Raw genomic sequence first — 18,716 nt, 5'->3', positions numbered from 1 at the left:
CGGATCAGGGTGGGCCGGCCAGGCGGGGACGGAACGGGCGCAGCAGCCGGCTCAGCAGGACGCGGAGCGGAGAGCGGTGCCCGCCGCCGGGTGCGCCGGCCAGGGAACGCGCCAGGGTGATGCTGTCGGGGTCGAGATCCGGGGTGGCCAACGCCAGGTGGGCCAGGGAGGCGGCCATCGGCACCGGGCCCTTCCGGGTCGCCTCGGCCACCGTGGCCAGTCGGGCGGCGACCAGCCCGGCCACGTCGGGCCGGACCGACGGGTCCACCCAGGCGGCGGTGACCAGCGCGAACAGGGCGGCCTCGGCGACCTCCTCGGTGTCGGCCAACTCGGTGAGCGCCCGCCGACGCGTCGAGGCGGCCCACGGCTCGTCGGTGCGGTGGTGCAGCAGGCCGAGGCAGGCCCACACCTGCACACAGCGCACCCAGAGCGCGGGGTCCTGCCCGGCGAGCACCCGGCCCAACGCGGTCGGCGGGGCCTGGGGCGGGTGGGCCAGCAGGCCGAGCAGATCCGGCAGGTCGAGCGTGGCCAGCCCGACCGCCGTGTCGTACGCGGCCGGTGGGTGCGGCCAGGCGGGGTGGGCGAGGTGTTGCAGTCGCCGGGCCGCGTCCGCCGACGGCGGGGACGGTGTCTCGTCCGCCTCCTGGACAGGCGGACGGGAGCCGACCGGTGTCACCTGTCCCAACCAGGGTCGGCCCCGGCAGCACTCGGCGAGGTCACCGTGCTCGTGCGAGTCGTCCGGATGGTCGCGGACGAAGTCGGCCAGCGCGACCAGGTGGCGTACGTCGCCGTCGCGCTGGAACCGCAGCCGGTGGGCTGTGTGCACCGCGCAGTCGAAGGACGGGTTGCGGACCAACGCGCGCTCGATCCAGACCAGCGCCTCGTCCAGCCGGCCGTGGTCGGCCAGCGTGCCGGCGATGTCGGCGTACACGGCGAGGTCGTCGGGATCGTGGTCGACGGCACGGCGCAGCGCGGCGAGCGCCTCCCGGGTACGCCCGGCGCTGCGCAACGCGTACCCGAGCCAGACCTCACCGATCTTGGACGGCGCGGCGCGTACGCCCCGGGCGGCCCAGCGGACCGCGAGCGGCACCTCGCCGACCCGCCGGGCCAGCGCGGAGGCCGTGCCGAGCAGCAGCCCGTGTTCGGGGTGGACGGTGACCGCGTTGCGGGCCAGCGTCAGATAGGCCGCCAGCGCCGCTCGGTCGGACGCGGGCACCGGGTCGGGCGCGGCGGCGCAGACCTGCATCAGCACCCGGGCCGCCTGGTCCGGGCCGAGGCGTTGCGCCAGTTCGGGCGAGGTGACCCAGGGCACGCCGGCCCAGTCCGCGCCCGGCGCGTGCGCGGTGGCGGCGACCAGCAGGTCGAGCCCTTCGGCGGGGCGGCCGGCGGCGGCGAGCAGGTGTGCCCGCGCGACGACCGCGCCGATGAAGGTGTGGTGTTGCAGAGGGAAGAGGTCCACCGCGTCGTCGCCGCCGGCCGCGGCCAGCCGGGCCAGGGTCTCGTGGACCTCGGGCAGCGTCGGCGCCCGGGCCAGCGCGGCCGCGACATGGTCAGCGGCGTGTGCCAGGTCGCCGGAGTCCAGGGCCCGCCGGGCCAGGGCCAGTTCCTCGGTCGCCGGCAACGCCCGATCGTCGGTTCCCTCGGCCACGTGGTCCTCTCGGTGGTAGGTACGGGTTGCGCGGTGAGGTCGGGTCAGCGTAGGGGACGCCACCCAGTTTTGGTGATCCACTGCGCAGTGCTGCGCGTTAGGTTGCTGATACGTGAAGAAACCTGCAAGACTGAGCATCAAACGCGCGGCGACCGCGCAGGGGAGGAGTTCGTGTGACGCGCCCAGGAAGTGGCATGGCCGCCGACATCGACGAGCAGCCGGCCGGTTACGAGCGACTGCTCTCCGCCGAGTACGCCGCACCGATCGCCCGGGTCGCCGCCGCCATCGCCGAGCGCCGCCCACGGCACGTGGTGTTCACCGCGCGCGGCACCTCCGACCACGCCGCGCTGTACGGGGCGTACCTCGCCGAGATCCGTCTCGGCCTGCCGGCCGGGCTGGCCTCGCCGAGCGCCGTCACCCTCTTCGGCGCCCGGCCGGACCTCTCCGACGCCCTGGTCGTCGGCGTCAGCCAGAGCGGCGGCTCGCCCGACCTGGCCGAGGTGCTCCGGGTCGCCCGGGACTCCGGCGCCCTCACCCTCGCGGTCACCAACGCGCCGGACTCACCGCTGGCCCGGACCGCCGAACTCTCCGTCGACATCGCCGCCGGGCACGAGCGGGCGGTGGCGGCCACCAAGACGTACACCGCGGAGCTGCTCGCCCTGCTCCTGCTGGTCGAGGGGATCCGGTCCGGCGACGGCACGCTGCCGGACGACGAGCGTCGGGCCCTGGCCGCGCTGCCGGAGCTGGCCGCCCGCACCCTCGCCGACCCGACCGCGACCCAGCTCGCGCCCCGCTACCGCTTCGCCGGTCAACTGGTCACCACCGGCCGGGGGTACGCGTACCCGACCGCCCGGGAGGCCGCGCTCAAGCTGATGGAGACGTCGTACCTGCCGGCGCTGTCCTTCTCCGGCGCCGACCTGCTGCACGGCCCGCTCGCCATGACCGACCCGGACGTGCCGGTGCTGGCCGTGGTCGGCTCCGGGCCGGGCGGTCAGGCGATGCGCGAGGTGCTGCCCCGGCTCGGCGAGCGTCGCGCCGACGTGGTCGTGGTCGGCTCCGCCGAGGTCGAGGGGGCCACCCGGCTCGGCGTCCCCGAGGTCGACGAGCGCTACGCCCCGCTGCTGGACATCCTGCCGCTGCAACGGTTGGCGCTGGCGCTCGCGCTGACCCGGGGCGAGGACCCGGACGCGCCACGGGGCCTGAAGAAGGTCACCGCGACGATGTGACCCTCGGCGTGGCACGCTGGTCGGCGTGTCAACGCTGCGTGATCTCGCCGAGGAGCACACCCGTCTGCGTCCGGCCGACATCGACCACCTGCACCGCATCGCCGGTGACTGGCAGTTGCTGTCCGACCTGTCCTTCGCCGACCTGCTGCTCTGGGTCCCGGTGGACGGCGAGGGGAGCTTCCTCTGCGTGGCCCAGGTCCGCCCGACCACCGCGCCCACCGCATACCAGGACGACCAGGTGGGACGCATCGTCGGCGGCCCGGAGGTGGCGCACCTGGAGGTCGCCTACGGGCAGGGTCGGATCTGGCGGGAGGGCGACCCGGTCTGGTACGGCGACGTGCCCGCCCGACACGAGGCGATCCCGGTCCGGCTACGGGCCGCCGACGGGGAGTCCGACGAGGTGATCGCCGTGGTGGGCCGGGACACCAACCTGTCCACCGCCCGGACCCCCAGCCAGCTCGAATTGAACTACCTGACCACTGCCGACGACCTGGCGCAGATGATCGCCGACGGCACGTTCCCGCCGCCCCGGCACCCCGGCGAGACCACCTCGGCGCCCCGGGTCGGCGACGGCCTGGTCCGGCTGGACGCCGGTGGCAAGGTCACCTACGCCAGCCCGAACGCGCAGTCGGCGTACCGCCGGTTGGGCTACGCCTCCCACCTGGTGGGCGAGGATCTCGCGGCGCTGCACCGCCGGCTGGCCAACGACCCGCTGGAGGGGACCGAGGCCGGTAACGGCATCCTCGCCGCGCTGCGCGGCGAGGCGCCGCCCCGGCGCGAGATCGACGCGCGCGGCGCGACGATGCTCACCCGGGCCCTGCCGCTGATGCCCGCCGGTGTGCCGATCGGCGCGCTGGTCCTGGTCCGGGACATCACCGAGGTACGCCGCCGGGACCGCGCCCTGATCACCAAGGACGCCACCATCCGGGAGATCCACCACCGGGTGAAGAACAACCTGCAGACCGTCGCGGCGCTGCTGCGCCTCCAGGCCCGCCGGGTCGGCATACCGGAGGCGCGGGTCGCCCTGGAGGAGTCGGTACGCCGGGTCGCCTCGATCGCGTTGGTGCACGAGACGCTCTCCATGTCCAGTGACGAGGCGGTCGAGTTCGACGGGATCGTCGACCGGGTGGCCAGCGCGGCGACCGAGGTGGCGGCGACCGAGGTGAGCGTCGGGATGCGGCGTACGGGCAGCTTCGGGGTCCTGCCGGCCGAGATCGCCACCTCGATGGTGATGGTGCTCAACGAGCTGCTGCTCAACGCCGTCGAGCACGGCTTCCCATCGGCCGGTGAGGCCGAGAACGAGGACGGAGTCGAGCCGGAGCCGCCGGGCCAGCCCAGCGTCGACGCGCCCGAGGTGGTGGTGTCGGCGCACCGGGCCCGCAAGATGCTGCACGTCACGGTCGCCGACAACGGTCGGGGGCTGCCGGACGATTTCGACGCGTCCGGCGGGAGCAAGCTCGGCCTGCAAATCGTCCGGGCGCTGGTCACCGGGGAGCTGCGGGGCAGCATCGAACTGCGGCCCGGGGCCGAGGGCGGCACCGAGGCGGTCCTGATCGTCCCGCTGGCCCGCACCGCCCCGGAACGCCCCGGCGCCTGACCGTGCCCCGGCGCCTGACCGTGCCCCGGCGCCTGACCGTGTCCCGGCGCCTGACCGTGTCCCGGCGCCTGACGGTGCCCCGGGGTGTGACCGTGTCCCGGCGACTGACCGTGCCCTGGGCGTGACGGTGCCCTGGGCGTGACCGTGCCCGGGGGCCGACCGGGAGTGTCGCCGGCCGCCCTCGGTGCCGCGCGCGACGGGCGGGTCAGCGGCCGTCGGCGGTGAGCAAGGCGACGGTGAGGCCGGGGCGGGGCCAGACCCGGGTGACGGTGTAGCCGGTCCGCAGCGCGTCGCCCTTGGCACCGGGAACGGCGGCCAGGGGGTCGGCGGGCCGGCCGGCGACCACCAGCCAGACCCGGTCCACCCCGGCCAGGCACTCCGTCGGCCGGTCGCACTCGGCGGCCCACAGGTCGCCCCGGCGCTGCGGGTCCGCCACCGCCAGCACGTCCCGGGGCGTCTGCTCGCCGAGGTGGTAGCGCAGCCCCAGGTCGAGGAAGAGCCAGCTCTCCCGGGGCGAGTAGACGACCGCGTCGTCGGGGCGCAGGTCGTCGGCCACGATCCGGGCCGCGCCCGCGTAGTCGACCGTGGCGCTGCGCGGCCACTCGTGGGTACGCCGCAGGGCGGCCTGGTCCGGCAGGCCGAGCAGCCCGGCCAGGGCCACCACGGCGAGCGCACCGGGTGCCCGGACGGTACGCAGTGCCGCACCGGCCAGCAGGCAGCCGAACGGCACCACGAAGACCAGGTAGCGGGGTACCCAGAGCGGGACCACGGACCCGGCGACGAAGAGCAGCAGCACGGGAAGCAGCACGCAACTGGCCGGCAGCAGCGCCCGCCGACCGGCCCGGACCGTACCGAGGGCGGCGAGCCCGACCAGGAGGCCGCCGACCACCCCGCTCTGCACCACCCCGCCGGGCAGCGCCGCGAGGTCGCCGGGTCGGGCGGCGTCCACCCAGTCCAGTTGCCGGGCCCGCTGTCCCCGGGCCCGCAGCGCCAACGGGGTGACCGCCGCGAACACCGGCACCAACGCGGCCACCCACCCCCACAGCACCCGTCGCCGGAACCGCCGCCGCCCCTCGCCGGCCCCGATGCCGCCTCTGGTCGCGGGGCTGGGGTCCGGGGCCGGAGGCCGGTCCGGTGACGCCGGGTCGGCCGTGCCCTGCCCTGCGGTGCCTGGCGCTGTGGTGCCCTGCGCTGTGGTGCCCTGCGCTGTGGTGCCCTGCGCTGTGGTGCCCTGCGCTGTGGTGCCCTGCGCTGTGGTGCCCGGGGCCGATGGCCGGTCCGGGGGCTCCGGTGCTGCGGTGCCCGGGGTGGGTGGCCGGTCCGGGGGCTCCGGGGCGTCGGGCGGTGCGGTGGTGCCTGGTGTAGCGGTGCGGGGTGCGGCGGTGAGCACGGCGACGGCGTGCGCGGCGAGCAGGGTGAGCGCGACCAGGTGGGTGAGCCCGAGGGCGGCGGTGGTCACGGCGTACCCGGCCCAGCGACGTGGACCGGGCCGGTGCAGCGCGTCGACGAGCAGCAGGGTGCTCAGCACGGCGAGGGCGGTGGCCAGCGCGTACGGGCGGGCCTCCTGACCGTAGCGGGAGGTGCTGGGCAGGATCGCGAACAGCAGTCCGGCGAGGGTGCCGACGCGGGCGTCCCAGAGTCGCCGACCGAGCGCGGCGGTCAGGCCGGCGGCGGCGGCCATGGCCAGTGCGGACGGCAGGCGCAGTGCGGCCACCGAGTCGCCGGCCACCGCGGTCCAGGCGTGCACGAGCAGGTAGTAGGGCGCGGCGGCGGCGTCGATGGTGCCGGTCAGCCGGAGCAGGTCGGTGGCCGGCCGGGTGGCGGCGCTCCAGGTGGCCAACTCGTCCCGCCACGGCTGGGCGGAGTCCAGCCCGGCCAGCGTCACCAGCAGCGTCAGGCCCGCCGGGAGCAGCCACACCGGCAGCGCGCGCAGGCGTAGGCCGCTGAGCCGGACGCCGGTTCCGGCGACCGGTACCGACCTACCGGACAAATCACCCACATTGCGAGCCTGCCACATGATCGCGCTCCGAGTGGCGGCAGCGACCGCCCGTGATGTGGGATGCGGCACGCAGTCATTGGCCGGCCCATACCCGGTGTGGCAACATGACGTTCATGACTGCCGCCGTCGTGCGCCGCTTCGTGGCTCGCCGCCACGTCGATTACGGCCGCGTACGCAGCGCCATCTGTCCGGCCCACTGACGACGCCCGACCACCCTGCCTCGGGCACCCTGGCGCGCCGGCCGTTCCTGACATCGCCGTCCACGGCCCCTTTCCGGGAGCCGATCGCGTCCGCGTACCCCACCGAGGCACAGCAGACAACGGAGGACGCCGCGATGGCGGTCAGCGAGATTCCGGCCCGACCCGGGGACCCCACGGCGCGCCCCGCGCGGGCTCCCCGCCGCCCCCGCGGCGAGGGCCAGTGGGCGCTCGGATACCGCGAGCCGCTCAACCCCAACGAGCGCAGCAAGAAGGACGACAACCCGCTCAACGTGCGGGAACGGATCGAGAACATCTACGCACACGGGGGCTTCGCCTCGATCGACCCGGCGGACCTGCGTGGTCGGTTCCGCTGGTGGGGCCTCTACACCCAGCGCAAGGCCGGCATCGACGGCGGACGGACCGCCGTGCTGGAGCCGCACGAGCTGGAGGACGAGTACTTCATGCTCCGGGTGCGGGTGGACGGCGGCCAGCTCGACCTGGCCCAGTTGCGCACCATCGCGGAGATCTCCCGGGAGTTCGCCCGCGACACCGCCGACATCACCGACCGGCAGAACATCCAGTACCACTGGATCCGGGTCGAGGACATGCCCGAGATCTGGCGTCGGCTGGAGGCCGTCGGCCTGCAGACCACCGAGGCGTGCGGTGACTGCCCCCGCATCGTGCTGGGCAGCCCGGTGGCGGGCGTGGCCGCGAACGAGCGGATCGACGCCACCCCGGCGATCGACGAGATCGTCCGGCGGTACGTCGGCGACCCGGCGTACTCCAACCTGCCCCGTAAGTTCAAGTCGTCGATCTCCTGGCTGGTGGACACCCCGTACCAGGCCAACGACATCGCGTTTCTCGGCGTCGACCACCCCGAGCACGGCCCCGGCTTCGACCTCTGGGTCGGCGGCGGGCTCTCCACCAACCCGATGCTCGCCCAGCGGCTCGGCGTCTGGGTGCCGCTCAACGAGGTGCCGGACGTCTGGGTCGGTGTGGTCGGCATCTTCCGTGACTACGGGTACCGCCGACTGCGCCACCGCGCCCGGTTGAAGTTCCTGGTGGCCGACTGGGGGGTGACCAAGTTCCGCGAGGTGCTGGAGAAGGAGTACCTCGGCCGGACGCTGCTCGACGGCCCGGCCCCGGAGCTGCCGGAGCGGCCGGTCGACCACATCGGCGTGCACGCCCAGCGGGACGGTCGCAACTACGTCGGCGCGACCCCGGTGGTCGGGCGGGTCTCCGGCACCCAGCTCGCCCAGCTCGCCGACGTCGTCGAGGCGCACGGCAGCGGCCGGATCAGCCTCACCCCGTACCAGAAACTGCTGGTCCTCGACGTCCCGCCGGAGCGGACCGACTCGCTGGTCACCGCGCTGCGCGGGATCGGCCTGGAGGCCAACCCGTCGAGCTGGCGGCGCGGCACCATGGCCTGCACCGGCATCGAATACTGCAAGCTCGCCATCGTCGAGACCAAGGCGCGCGGCGAGGAACTGGTGGCCCGCCTGGAGCAGCGGCTGCGTGACTTCGACACGGACATCTCCATCCACATCAACGGCTGCCCGAACGCCTGCGCCCGCACCCAGGTCGCCGACATCGGGCTCAAGGGACAACTGGTGACCGGGCCGGACGGCCAGCAGGTCGAGGGCTACCAGGTGCACCTCGGCGGCGGGCTGGGCATGGCCGAGGGCCAGACCGCCGGGTTCGGGCGCAAGCTGCGCGGTCTCAAGACCACCGCCGACGAGCTTCCCGAGTACGTCGAACGGCTCGCCCGGCGCTACCTGGACGGGCGGACCGAGAACGAGACGTTCGCCAACTGGGTCGTCAGGGCCGACGAGGAACTACTGCGATGAGCGAGGTGACGCGATGAGCAGCGAGACCCGTGCCGCGCCGTTGTACTGCCCGTACTGCGGTGAGGAGGACCTGCGGCCGAGCGAGACCGGGCACGGCGCCTGGGAGTGCCACGGCTGCGCCCGGGTGTTCACGGTCCGCTTCACCGGCCTGCTTCCCCAGGCGGTGCGGCGATGAGCGCGCTGATCTCCGCCGCCGGACTGGGACTTGTCGACACCGCACCCGCCCCGGTCGCCGCGCCGGTCGACCCGACCCGACGCAGCCCCGAGCAGTTGCGGGAACTGGCCGACCGGGCGGGCCGGGAGCTGGAGGGCGCGCCCGCGCTGGAGATCGCCCGGTGGGCCGCGGAGACGTTCGGCGACCGGTTCTGCGTGACCAGTTCGATGGCGGACGCGGTGCTCGCCCATCTCGTCTCCCGGGTGGCACCCGGGGTGGACGTGGTCTTCCTCGACACCGGCCTGCACTTCCCGGAGACCCTCGCCGTCCGCGACGAGGTCGCCCGCACCCTGCCGGTGAACGTCCGGTCGATCCGGCCCCGGCTCACCGTCGGTCAGCAGGACGGCGAGTACGGGCCACGGCTGTTCAACCGGTCACCGGACGAGTGCTGCCGGTTGCGCAAGGTAGAGCCGCTGGAGCGGGCGCTGGCCGGCTACGAGGCGTGGGCCGCCGGACTGCGCCGCGACGAGTCGCCGACCCGGGCCAACACGCCGGTGGTGGCGTTCGACCCGCGTCGGGGCCGGGTGAAGGTCAACCCGATCGCGGCCTGGAGCCAGGCGGACGTCGACGCGTACATCGCGCGCTGGAAGGTGCCGGTCAACGAGCTGTTCCGGCGCGGCTACGGCTCGATCGGCTGCTGGCCGTGCACCCGCCGGACCTCGACGGGGGAGGACCCGCGCGCCGGCCGCTGGGCCATGTTCGAGAAGACCGAGTGCGGACTGCACCTCTGACCGAGGCGGCGGACACCGACGGCGGCCCGACCCGCCCCGGCCCACCCGGGTCGGGGCGGGACCCGCTGCTCCTGGTCGCCCACGGCAGTCGCGATCCCCGGGCCGCCGAGGCCACCCGGGCGCTGGCGCGGGCGGTGTCGGCCGCCCGGCCCGGCACACCGGTGCTGGCGAGCTGGCTGGACCACACCGAGCCCGGTCCGACCGAGGCGCTGCGCGGGCTGGCCGCCGCCGGGCACTCCCGGGCGGTCCTGGTGCCGCTGTTGCTGACCGCCGCGTACCACCGGCGGGTGGACATCCCGGCAGCGGTGGCGGCCGCCCAGGAATCCGGCCCGTCGATCGCGGTGACGGTCACCGACGTGCTCGGTCCGGTCGGCCACCACGTGGACCGTTCGCTGCTGGCCGGGCTGGTACGGCGACTGGACGAGGCGGAACCGGGAGAGTTCGACGCAGTGGTGCTGGCGGCGGCGGGTACCCGGGACTCGTCCGCCCGTGCCTCGGTCGGCCGGGTGGCCAACGCGCTCGGTGTGACCCTCGGCACCCCGGCCCGGGTCTCGTACGCCTCGGCGGCACCACCGGCCGTCGGTGCGGCGGTGGCCCGGTTGCGTACGCGCGGCGCGCGGCGGGTCGCCGTGGCCGCGTACTTCCTGGCGCCCGGGTTGTTCCACGACGCGGTGGCGGCGGCGGCGCGGGAGGCCGGCGCGGTCGCGGTGGCGGCGCCGCTGACCGACGCGCCGGAGCTGGTGGGGCTGGTGCTGGACCGGGCGGACGTTCAGGCGCCCTCGACGCGCTGAGCGGCTTGGTGTAAGGAGGGGTCCCCTACTAACGCCTGGTGTATAGGAAGGGTCCCTTCCTTACATCTGGTGCGTGTGGGCAGCAGAACGCCCCGGCGGGCTGAGCCCGGCCGGGGCGTGTCGCTTCGGTGCGGTTGTGGTCAGGCGGAGTGAGCGCGCAGCACCCGGAGGCCACCGCGACGCTTGACAGCGCGGCGCTCCTCCTCGCTCATCCCGCCCCAGACGCCAGCGTCCTGACCGGACTCCAGCGCCCACTGCAGGCACTGGTCGGTCACGGAGCAGCGCCTGCAGACGGCCTTGGCCTGCTCGACCTGCAGGAGAGCCGGACCGGACGTCCCGATCGGGAAGAACAGCTCCGGGTCCTCGTCGCGGCAGACAGCATGGTGACGCCAGTCCATGGCGGCAACACTCCTCATTCTGGATGGGTGGCAGATGTTGCTTGTTCGTGCTTTTCCTATATGCATCCGCATTGCCGATGGTGACGTTTCGCGTTCGCCAATTCGGCAGTGCGTGAGCAGGCTGTTGGCCCGGGGGACCTGCTGGAACAGCTCAACCTGCCGAGCATATCCAGGCAATGTCCCGGTAACTCAAGTTCGCTTGTGAATACTTTCACGAACTCTGGCGATGTCAAGGGTGACGCTCGGAAAAACTCCGGGCGGTGAGCAAGCCCACAACCCATTTGTCCGGGTTCCAGAGGGTGCTGGTTACCCGGCGTACCACAGTCGAGGATCAATATAGTACAGTCCCGCGCACATTGCCGACATTTCCGGCACGAGTCCCGGGTGTCGCAGTCGTCGCGTGTCGGGGGCGCGCCGACTTCTCCGCCCGGGGGTGCCGGAGGCCTAACAGATTACTCTGAGTGCGGCCGGAACGGAGGCGAATCCAACTTTTTCTCGCTCACCAAGGTAGTCGCCGTCGAGCTGGAACGCCTGCGGACGGCTCGCGACCAGCGTGAACTCGGCAACATCGTGCCGACGAAGAACTTGGCGACCGTGTGGATCCGGCGTGGCGGACAGGAATTGCCTCACTGTCCGTGTCGTGCTGGCGACGCCTAGCTGGCGAAGGGCCATCACGTCGAGGCCTAGATCGAAGGATGCCTCCGGGTTCGGGTTGGCCTCCCGGTCGCCGACGAACGTCCACGGGGCGGTGTTCTGGACGATCGCGGTCGCCAGATCGCCCTCCGTGGTCTCGCCCGGCTGCTCCAACCGGATAGCCGGGTTGCGCCGCTCGGCACCGAACAGGAACTGCGCGGTGAAGGCCCGGAAGTAAAGCCCCGGCGAGGAGACCCGGCCACGGCGACGAGCCTCCTCGACCCGGTGGATGACCGCCGCGTCGAGCCCGAAGCCGGCGCAGAAGGTGAAGTAGCGGTCGTCGGCCCGGCCGAGGCCGACGGTCCGGTGCCGGCCCAGTCGCAGCCCCTCCAGAAGCATGCTGGCCGCCTCGGGCCACTCCTTTGGCAGGCCCAGCGCCCGCGCGAAGACGTTCGTCGAGCCGCCCGGCACGGTGGCCAGCGCGGGCAACCGCTCGGCGGTCGGTGCCGCACCGCCGGCGCTGGTCGCCGTCATCAGGCCGTTGACCACCTCGTTGACCGTGCCGTCACCACCGAGCGTGACCACCACGTCGACGCCCTCGACCGCGGCCTCCCGGGCCAACGCGGTGGCATGACCACGGCGCCGGGTGTAGCGCACGGAGAGATCCACCTCGCTGCGCAGCGCGCGGACGAGCACATCCCGCGCACGCTCGCTGGTGGTGGTGGCCTTCGGATTGACCAGCAGGACGGCCCGCATGGGCGGCACTGTACCCCGACCCGCCACGGGTATCGTGACCGCGTGGCAATCGACTCCGACCCGACTCCGGTGACCCTCCGGTGGGCGGTCTTCCTGCTGCGGGGTCAGGCGGTCGCCGTCGGGCTGATCGCGGCCTGGTTGGTCGTCGCCGACTTCACCGCCACCACCACCGACCTGGTGTCGGCACTGCTGGTGACGGCGTTCGCCATCGGCGCGGCGATCGCGCTCTGGGCGCTGGGCAGTGCGCTGCTGCGCCGCCGGGCCGGTGCCCGGGCGCCGGCCATCGTGCTGCAACTCATGCTGCTGCCGATCGGCTGGTTCATGATCCAGGGCGGGCTGGGCTGGCTCGGCGTACCGCTGATCGCGCTCGGGCTCGGCGTCACCTGGTTGCTGGTGAGCCCGCCCACCACCCGGGCCCTCGGCTTCGAGTGAGCTCCGCTCACCAGCCGGAGGCGCGGCGGGTGAGCAGCGAGATGGTGGCCCGGCCGTCGGCGGCCCCCGCCGAGGCCGAGGTGGTCAGCGCGGTGAGCACCTTCCAGGCGAACGACGACTCCGCCGGGAGCCGCGCGCCGGGCACCGTCGGCACCGTCACCTCGACGGTCAGCGCGTCCTCGGTGACCGCGAAGCGGCAGTCCAACTCCGCGCCCCGGGGCGCGATGGCGAGCAGCATGGCGCACGCCTCGTCGACGGCGATGCGCAGGTCCTCGATCTCGTCGAGGGCGAACTGGAGACGCGCCGCGAGACCGGCGGTGGCGGTGCGCAGCACGCTCAGGTAGCCGCCGTCGGCGGGCACGGTGAGGTGCACCACGTCGTCGTCGGTGGTCGGTTGTCCGGTCAGTTGAGTCACGACTCATCCCCCCGGTCGGGGACTCTACCCGCTCAGGCGGCGGGGCGGCGGAGGGCCGTCAGCGCGGCGGACGGCGAGCCGGGCGGCCCGGTACGGACCGGGTGCCCGGCCGGAAACGCGTCGGCGACCGGCCCGCCCCGAAGGGGGCAGGGCCGGCCGCCGACGACAGGCGTGGACGGGCCACGTCACGCCTGCTTGGTCTCCCAGAAGATCTTCGAGATCTCGTCGATCTTCTGCAGCAGCTCGTCGGCCTTGGACGGGTCGGTGGCGCCCTTGGCGCCCGCCGCGCCGGCCAGCTTGGTGGCCTCGTTGAACAACTGGTGCAGGTGCGGGTACTTCTCGAAGTGCGGCGGCTTGAAGTAGTCGGTCCACAGCACCCACAGGTGGTGCTTGACCAGCTCGGCCCGCTGCTCCTTGATCAGGATGGCGCGGGTGCGGAACTCGGGGTCGGTGTTGGCCTGGTACTTCTCGCAGATCATTTTCACCGACTCGGCCTCGATCCGAGCCTGCGCGGGGTCGTAGACGCCGCAGGGCAGGTCGCAGTGCGCGCTCGCGGTCACCCGGGGCGCAAGGATGCGTGGAAGTCGCATCGGGATCCTCCATGGGAAGTTTGCGATGATCCATGACGACATTACTCCTGGACGTGGTCCCCGAGGCCGCAGGAGGTGAAACCACATGCCGGTGCCACACCTCCGGCGACCGCTCTCGGCCGTACTCGTGACCGGTCCGTCGATGGCGCCGACCCTGCGGCACGGCGACGCGGTGCTGGTCCGGCCGGGTGGCCGTGCCACCCGACCCGGGGACGTGGTGGTCGCGGTCTTCCGCAGCCGTCCCGATCTGCTCGTGGTCAAACGCGCCGTCCGACCCGCCGACGGCGGTTGGTGGCTGTACGGTGACAACGAGTTGGTCACCGACGACTCCCGGGCGTACGGGGTGGCCGACGTCCTCGGTCGGGTGGTGCTCCGCTACTGGCCCCGCCCCGGCCGATTGCCGCCGCAGCCGTTATGACCCTGCTCACCTCTGGCTCCCCGTGGCGTGACTATGCTCGGAAAGTGCCTGGGTGACCCCCGCACTTCGTGCCGCCGCTCGCTTGCCTCACCGTGCGCCCCGACCGGCCGGCCCAGCTGCTGAAACGACACTGGAGTCACCATGCCTTCGTCCACCGTGGACCCCGCTGATCCCGTCTTCCAACTGCACCGGGGCGGCAAGATGGCCGTCCTCTCGACCGTTCCGCTGACCAGCCGCGAAGACCTCTCCCTCGCGTACACGCCGGGTGTGGCCCGGGTGTGCGAGGCGATCGCCGCCGACCCGTCGCTGACGTACGAGTACACCTGGGCGTCGAACACCGTCGCGGTCGTCACCGACGGTTCGGCCGTACTCGGACTGGGCAACATCGGCCCGCGCGCCGCGCTGCCGGTGATGGAGGGCAAGGCCGTGCTGTTCAAGCAGTTCGGCGGCGTCGACGCGGTGCCGGTCTGCCTGGACACGCAGGACGTCGACGAGATCGTGGCGACGGTCAAGGCGCTCGCGCCGTCGTTCGGTGGGATCAACCTGGAGGACATCAGCGCGCCGCGCTGCTTCGAGGTGGAACGCCGCCTCGACGAGGCGCTGGACATCCCGGTCTTCCACGACGACCAGCACGGCACCGCGATCGTGGTGCTGGCCGCGCTGCGCAACGCCGCGACCCTGCTCAACCGCAAGCTCGGCGACCTGCGGGTGGCGGTCAGCGGTGCGGGTGCGGCCGGCGTGGCGGTGACCAAGATGCTGGTGGCCGGGGGAGTGGACCCGCAGCGGGTGGTGGTCTGCGACTCCCGGGGCATCGTCTCCCGTCAGCGCGACGGCCTCACCGGCACCAAGGTCGAGCTGGCCGAGCTGACCAACGCCGACGGCCGGCAGGGCGACATCACCGAGGCGCTGCGAGACGCCGACGTGCTGATCGGCGTCTCCGGCGGGCAGATCCCGGAGGCGGCAGTGGCCGGGATGGCGTCCGGCGGGATCGTGTTCGCGCTGGCCAACCCCACCCCCGAGGTGCACCCGGACGTCGCCGCACGGCACGTCGCGGTGGTCGCCACCGGCCGCAGCGACTACCCCAACCAGATCAACAACGTGCTGGCCTTCCCGGGTGTGTTCCGGGGTGCGCTCCAGGCCCGGGCCACCCGGGTCACCGAGTCGATGAAGGTGGCCGCCGCCGACGCCATCGCCGCCGTGGTGGCCGAGGCGCTCACGCCCGACGCGATCGTGCCCTCGCCGCTCGACCCCCGGGTCGCCCCGGCGGTGGCCGAAGCGGTCGCCGAAGCCGCCCGCCGCGACGGTGTCGCCTGCGCCTGACGTGAAAGGAAGGGTCCCCTCCTAACGCCTCGTGTCGAGGAAGGGACCCTTCTTAACGGCCGCTCAGCTTGTTACGGTGCGGATCATGCGTGCCGCCTTCGCCTCCCGTTTCGACGACGCCGATCCGCTCGCCGCGCTCACCGTGGGTGAGCAGCCCGAGCCGAGCCTGCCCGACGACGACTGGGTGACCCTGCGCGTCACGGCCAGTTCGCTCAACCACCACGACATCTGGTCACTGCGCGGCGTCGGACTGCGCGCCGAGCAGTTGCCGATGATCCTGGGCTGCGACGCCGTCGGCGTCGACCCGGAGGGCAACGAGGTGGTCGTCTATCCGGTGGTGCCCACTCCGGGTGACCCGCGCGGGATCTCCATCCTCTCCGAGCACTTCCCCGGCACGCTGGCCGAGCGGGTGGCCGTACCCCGGTGGAATCTGCTTCCGCTGCCGGCGGGCCTGTCGGCGGCGAACGCGGCGTGCCTGCCGACGGCCTGGCTGACCGCGTGGCGGATGCTGACCGCCAAGGGCCGCATCGACGAGGCCGAGGCGGTGCTGGTCCAGGGGGCCGGGGGAGGGGTGGCCACCGCCGCCGTCGTGCTGGCCACCGCGATGGGCAAGCGGGTGTACGCGACCAGCCGCGACGCCGCCAAGCGGGAGCGGGTCGCCGGGCTGGGGGCGACCGCGCTGGAGACGGGTGCCCGGCTGCCCGAGCGGGTCGACGTGGTGATCGAGACGGTCGGCGCGGCCACCTTCGACCACTCGCTGAAGTCGGCCGCGCCCGGCGCGCGGATCGTGGTCTCCGGGGCGACCGCCGGGCACGAGCCGGCGGTCAACCTGCGCCGGGTCTTCGCGATGCAGTTGGAGATCCTGGGCACCTCGATGGGTACCCCGGCCGACCTGGCCGACCTGCTGGCGTTCTGCGCCGAGCGGAAGGTGCGTCCGGTGGTGGACAGCGTGGTGCCGTTCAGTCGGGTCGAGGAGGCGTTCGCCCGCCTGCACTCCGGACAGGCGTTCGGCAAGGTCGTCATCGACCACACGAGCTGACGCACGGCGGTTGGGGCGCACGGCGTTGGGGCGCACGGCGTTGGGGCGCACGGCGTTGGGGCGCACGGCGTTGGGGCGCACGGCGTTGGGGCGCACGGCGTTGGGGCGCACGGCGTTAAGAAGGGTCCCCTGCTATACGCGAGGCGTTAGCAGGGGACCCTTCCTTACACCAAACCTGGGGTGTTACAGGTTGTTGTCGAGGGTGGCGATGTCGTCGCGGGCGGCGGCGGTGGGGATGCGCTCCTTGGCCTCGGCGTCGCCGTAGAGCGTCCAGCGCAGGAACTCGGCGGTGGTGTTCGCCACCACGCCCAGCGACGTGTCGTCTCTCAGCAGCTTCCGGCCGTGGTCGCCCTCGGGCAGGCTGAGCATCGCCTTCGGCCAGGGCACCAGGTCGTAGACCGCCTTGCCGGCGGTGTACTGCACCACCTCGTCGGCCTCGCCGTGCACGAACAGTTGCGGCGCGGCGGCACCGGCGAAGGCGGTGCCCACGCCGAGCGCGGTGCCGGCGAAGACGATCCCGGCGGCCAGCCGCTCGTCCCGGCCGGCGGTGAACAGCCCGATGGTGGTCACCCCGCCCGCCGAGTGCCCGGCGGCGGCCACCCGGTCGGTGGCCAGCCGACCCCGCAGCACGTCGCCGTCGCGGGCGTCGAGCGCGAGCACCTCGGTCAGCGCGTACGAGACGTCGGCGGGCTGGTTGAGCACGTCGAGCACGTTGTTGTCGCCACCGGCCTTCGAGGTGTTCGGGAACGTCGGCGCGGCCACCACGAAACCGGCGGCCGCCCACCGGGTGAGCAGCGCCTGGTAGTCGGCGGGTCGACCGCCGAGGCCGTGGCTGAACATGACCACCGGGAACCGCCCCTCGGCGGCGTCCGCCGACGACTGCGGCTTCCCGCCGGCCCGCCCGGCCGCCGGATACCAGACGGTCACCGGCAGCGGCCGGTTGCCGTCGCGGTTGAGCTTGAGCTGTCGTACGCCGACGGCGAAGGTCTGCTCCGGCGCGCTGCCGGCGGGGATGGCCGGTGCCGACGTGACCCCGGCCGGTGCGGAGGCGGTCGCCGAGGGGGCGGGCGCCTCGGCCCGCTCGTCCGGGTCACGGTCGGTGGAGCAGCCGACCAGCATGCCGGTGGTCAGCGTGCTGGCGAGCAGGAGTGAGAGGGCGCGGCGCGACATGACTCCGATTCTGCCTCGCCCGCCGAACGGCCCGTCCGGCGCCGCACATCCTGCGCCCGGGTCCGCACCGAGCGTGCGCAGTCGGCACGGACGGGCAGGTCAGCCCGCCGGTCGGGTCTCGAAACTGGTGACGCCGGCCAGCAGCGCCCGGCCGGGCAGCCGCCGTCCGGCCTCCTGGTCGCCGTAGAGCGTCAGGCGCAGGAAGTCGGTGGTGGCGCCGAGGACCTGGGCGAAACCGGGCCGGCCGGGGACGAGGTACTCGCCGTGGCCCTGCCCGAGCAGGCTGAGGAAGGAAGCCGGCCCGGGGGTACGGCCGTACGCGGCCCGGCCCACACTGAGCGGCACCACCGCGTCGGCGGTGCCGTGCACGAAGAGGATCGGGGCGCTCGGGCCGGCGAAACTGCCCGCCATCCCGCCTCCGGCGATCACGATGCCGGCCCGCAGCCGGGCCGGGTGCCCGGCGGTGAACATGCCGGCGGTGGTGAAGCCGCCCGCCGAGTGTCCGGCCGCCGCCACGCGCTGCACGTCGAGGTGACCGGCGAGCGGGTCGCCGGAGCGGCCGTCGAGCCGGACCAGGTGCCGGATCACCCGCCACCCGTCGGCCGGCTGGTGACGGACGTCGGCCCGGGAGAACCGCTTCGCGCCGCGCCGGGTGTGCGGGTACGTCGGGGCGGCCACCACGAATCCGGCGGCGGCCCATCGGGCGGTCAGTCCGGAGTGCAACTCGGGCAGGCTGGCCAGACCGTGGCTGTAGATCACCACCGGGAACCGCCCCTCGGCGACCCGGCTGCCCTGCGTCGGATACCAGAGTGTGACCGGCAGTGGACGTTCCGAGGCCGGGTCGACGGTGAGGGTGCGCACACCCACCGCGTACGGCACCTCCGGCGCCTGCCGGCCGCCGAGTGCCTGGCCGGACTGCTCGCCGCTCGTCGCGCAACCGGCCGACAGCGCCATCAGCAGCGCCGACACCAGTGCGGTGAACCCCCGTGCGATTCCCACGACATCACGGTAGGACCCCGGGTCACCCGTCCGGGTCCGGTTGACCGGTGCCGTACGCCACCCGTTCGGACGGCGCGCACGGACCGTCCGACTGGACCGCTTTCGCTAAGGTCACGGCATGACTGAGAACTACACCGATCCGAGCGGCAACACCGAGGCGTTCCGCGCCTTCGCCGGCACCCCGGACGCCCCCGCCGAGACGGCCTCCCGTAACGGCCTGATCATCGGTGCCGCCGTGGTCGCCGTGGTGCTGGTCGCGCTCGCGAGCTGGCTCGCCTTCGCCTGATCGGTTT

General features: G+C 73.5%; 19 protein-coding genes. 11 read left to right on the top strand and 8 right to left on the bottom strand.

What is annotated here, in order from left to right; translation table 11 throughout:
• Nucleotides 1-4: 4 nt before the first annotated feature.
• Entirely contained in the window at nucleotides 5-1,648 is a 1,644-nt protein-coding gene (locus tag ABT008_RS01035) for a tetratricopeptide repeat protein (RefSeq protein ID WP_350692569.1), read from the bottom strand.
• A 194-nt stretch (nucleotides 1,649-1,842) separates the two neighbouring features.
• Here ABT008_RS01035 and ABT008_RS01030 point away from each other — a divergent pair, with 194 nt between their 5' ends.
• Nucleotides 1,843-2,874, top strand: a complete 1,032-nt coding sequence (locus ABT008_RS01030) for an SIS domain-containing protein (protein WP_350692567.1) — start codon at nucleotides 1,843-1,845, stop codon at nucleotides 2,872-2,874.
• A 25-nt stretch (nucleotides 2,875-2,899) separates the two neighbouring features.
• Nucleotides 2,900-4,471, top strand: a complete 1,572-nt coding sequence (locus ABT008_RS01025) for a histidine kinase N-terminal domain-containing protein (protein ID WP_350692566.1) — start codon at nucleotides 2,900-2,902, stop codon at nucleotides 4,469-4,471.
• 205 nt (nucleotides 4,472-4,676) lie between these two features.
• Here the strand turns inward: ABT008_RS01025 and ABT008_RS01020 are convergent, their stop codons facing one another.
• Entirely contained in the window at nucleotides 4,677-6,470 is a 1,794-nt protein-coding gene (locus tag ABT008_RS01020) for a glycosyltransferase family 39 protein (RefSeq protein ID WP_350692564.1), read from the bottom strand.
• Nucleotides 6,471-6,804: 334 nt separating this feature from the next.
• Here ABT008_RS01020 and ABT008_RS01015 point away from each other — a divergent pair, with 334 nt between their 5' ends.
• From ABT008_RS01015 to ABT008_RS01000, 4 genes are read left to right on the top strand one after another with little or no spacing between them, the layout of a single operon-like run.
• Complete coding sequence (locus ABT008_RS01015) at nucleotides 6,805-8,517, top strand: nitrite/sulfite reductase (protein WP_350692562.1); 1,713 nt, start codon at nucleotides 6,805-6,807, stop codon at nucleotides 8,515-8,517.
• 13 nt (nucleotides 8,518-8,530) lie between these two features.
• Nucleotides 8,531-8,692 carry a hypothetical protein gene (locus ABT008_RS01010; protein ID WP_162854390.1) on the top strand — a complete coding sequence of 54 codons (162 nt, stop codon included), beginning with the start codon at nucleotides 8,531-8,533 and terminating at the stop codon, nucleotides 8,690-8,692.
• A complete protein-coding gene (locus ABT008_RS01005; RefSeq protein ID WP_350692559.1) occupies nucleotides 8,689-9,462 on the top strand; it encodes a phosphoadenylyl-sulfate reductase in 774 nt (257 codons plus the stop codon). The genes ABT008_RS01010 and ABT008_RS01005 overlap by 4 nt, the downstream gene beginning before the upstream one ends.
• Nucleotides 9,459-10,253 carry a sirohydrochlorin chelatase gene (locus tag ABT008_RS01000; protein WP_502890329.1) on the top strand — a complete coding sequence of 265 codons (795 nt, stop codon included), beginning with the start codon at nucleotides 9,459-9,461 and terminating at the stop codon, nucleotides 10,251-10,253. Before ABT008_RS01005 ends, ABT008_RS01000 begins: the two co-directional genes overlap by 4 nt.
• A 140-nt stretch (nucleotides 10,254-10,393) precedes the next feature.
• Here the strand turns inward: ABT008_RS01000 and ABT008_RS00995 are convergent, their stop codons facing one another.
• Both ABT008_RS00995 and ABT008_RS00990 read right to left on the bottom strand, forming a co-directional pair.
• Nucleotides 10,394-10,651 carry a WhiB family transcriptional regulator gene (locus tag ABT008_RS00995; protein ID WP_007072794.1) on the bottom strand — a complete coding sequence of 86 codons (258 nt, stop codon included), beginning with the start codon at nucleotides 10,649-10,651 and terminating at the stop codon, nucleotides 10,394-10,396.
• Nucleotides 10,652-11,095: 444 nt separating this feature from the next.
• Nucleotides 11,096-12,040, bottom strand: coding sequence for a diacylglycerol/lipid kinase family protein (locus ABT008_RS00990; protein ID WP_350692557.1), 945 nt, complete (start codon nucleotides 12,038-12,040; stop codon nucleotides 11,096-11,098).
• Nucleotides 12,041-12,082: 42 nt separating this feature from the next.
• Between ABT008_RS00990 and ABT008_RS00985 the strand changes: the two genes are divergently transcribed.
• Nucleotides 12,083-12,472, top strand: a complete 390-nt coding sequence (locus tag ABT008_RS00985) for a hypothetical protein (RefSeq protein WP_350692555.1) — start codon at nucleotides 12,083-12,085, stop codon at nucleotides 12,470-12,472.
• Between the two features lie 7 nt (nucleotides 12,473-12,479).
• On the opposite strand, the gene ABT008_RS00980 is transcribed toward ABT008_RS00985, so the two are convergent.
• The gene (locus tag ABT008_RS00980) at nucleotides 12,480-12,887 is read right to left on the bottom strand and encodes an ATP-binding protein (RefSeq protein ID WP_131055293.1); all 408 of its coding nucleotides are present in this window, start codon (nucleotides 12,885-12,887) and stop codon (nucleotides 12,480-12,482) included.
• A gap of 185 nt (nucleotides 12,888-13,072) precedes the next feature.
• Entirely contained in the window at nucleotides 13,073-13,477 is a 405-nt protein-coding gene (gene sodN / locus ABT008_RS00975) for a superoxide dismutase, Ni (RefSeq protein ID WP_131055291.1), read from the bottom strand.
• 85 nt (nucleotides 13,478-13,562) lie between these two features.
• Between sodN and ABT008_RS00970 the strand changes: the two genes are divergently transcribed.
• The 3 genes from ABT008_RS00970 to ABT008_RS00960 all read left to right on the top strand — a co-directional run bounded on the left by ABT008_RS00970 (nucleotide 13,563) and on the right by ABT008_RS00960 (nucleotide 16,254).
• Nucleotides 13,563-13,895 carry a S24/S26 family peptidase gene (locus ABT008_RS00970; protein ID WP_350692553.1) on the top strand — a complete coding sequence of 111 codons (333 nt, stop codon included), beginning with the start codon at nucleotides 13,563-13,565 and terminating at the stop codon, nucleotides 13,893-13,895.
• A gap of 141 nt (nucleotides 13,896-14,036) precedes the next feature.
• Complete coding sequence (locus ABT008_RS00965) at nucleotides 14,037-15,215, top strand: NAD(P)-dependent malic enzyme (RefSeq protein WP_350692551.1); 1,179 nt, start codon at nucleotides 14,037-14,039, stop codon at nucleotides 15,213-15,215.
• 76 nt (nucleotides 15,216-15,291) lie between these two features.
• Nucleotides 15,292-16,254, top strand: coding sequence for a zinc-binding dehydrogenase (locus ABT008_RS00960; RefSeq protein WP_350692550.1), 963 nt, complete (start codon nucleotides 15,292-15,294; stop codon nucleotides 16,252-16,254).
• A 183-nt stretch (nucleotides 16,255-16,437) separates the two neighbouring features.
• Here the strand turns inward: ABT008_RS00960 and ABT008_RS00955 are convergent, their stop codons facing one another.
• Together ABT008_RS00955 and ABT008_RS00950 are read right to left on the bottom strand one after the other, a co-directional pair.
• The gene (locus ABT008_RS00955; RefSeq protein WP_350692549.1) at nucleotides 16,438-17,424 is read right to left on the bottom strand and encodes an alpha/beta hydrolase family protein; all 987 of its coding nucleotides are present in this window, start codon (nucleotides 17,422-17,424) and stop codon (nucleotides 16,438-16,440) included.
• Between the two features lie 99 nt (nucleotides 17,425-17,523).
• Complete coding sequence (locus ABT008_RS00950) at nucleotides 17,524-18,378, bottom strand: alpha/beta hydrolase family protein (RefSeq protein WP_350693150.1); 855 nt, start codon at nucleotides 18,376-18,378, stop codon at nucleotides 17,524-17,526.
• 163 nt (nucleotides 18,379-18,541) lie between these two features.
• Between ABT008_RS00950 and ABT008_RS00945 the strand changes: the two genes are divergently transcribed.
• A complete protein-coding gene (locus tag ABT008_RS00945; protein WP_162854353.1) occupies nucleotides 18,542-18,709 on the top strand; it encodes a hypothetical protein in 168 nt (55 codons plus the stop codon).
• Nucleotides 18,710-18,716 lie beyond the last annotated feature (7 nt).

The organism is Micromonospora sp. NPDC002389, from assembly GCF_040296095.1.
GTDB lineage: Bacteria > Actinomycetota > Actinomycetes > Mycobacteriales > Micromonosporaceae > Micromonospora.
This window is presented reverse-complemented; position numbering and strand designations above follow the sequence as displayed.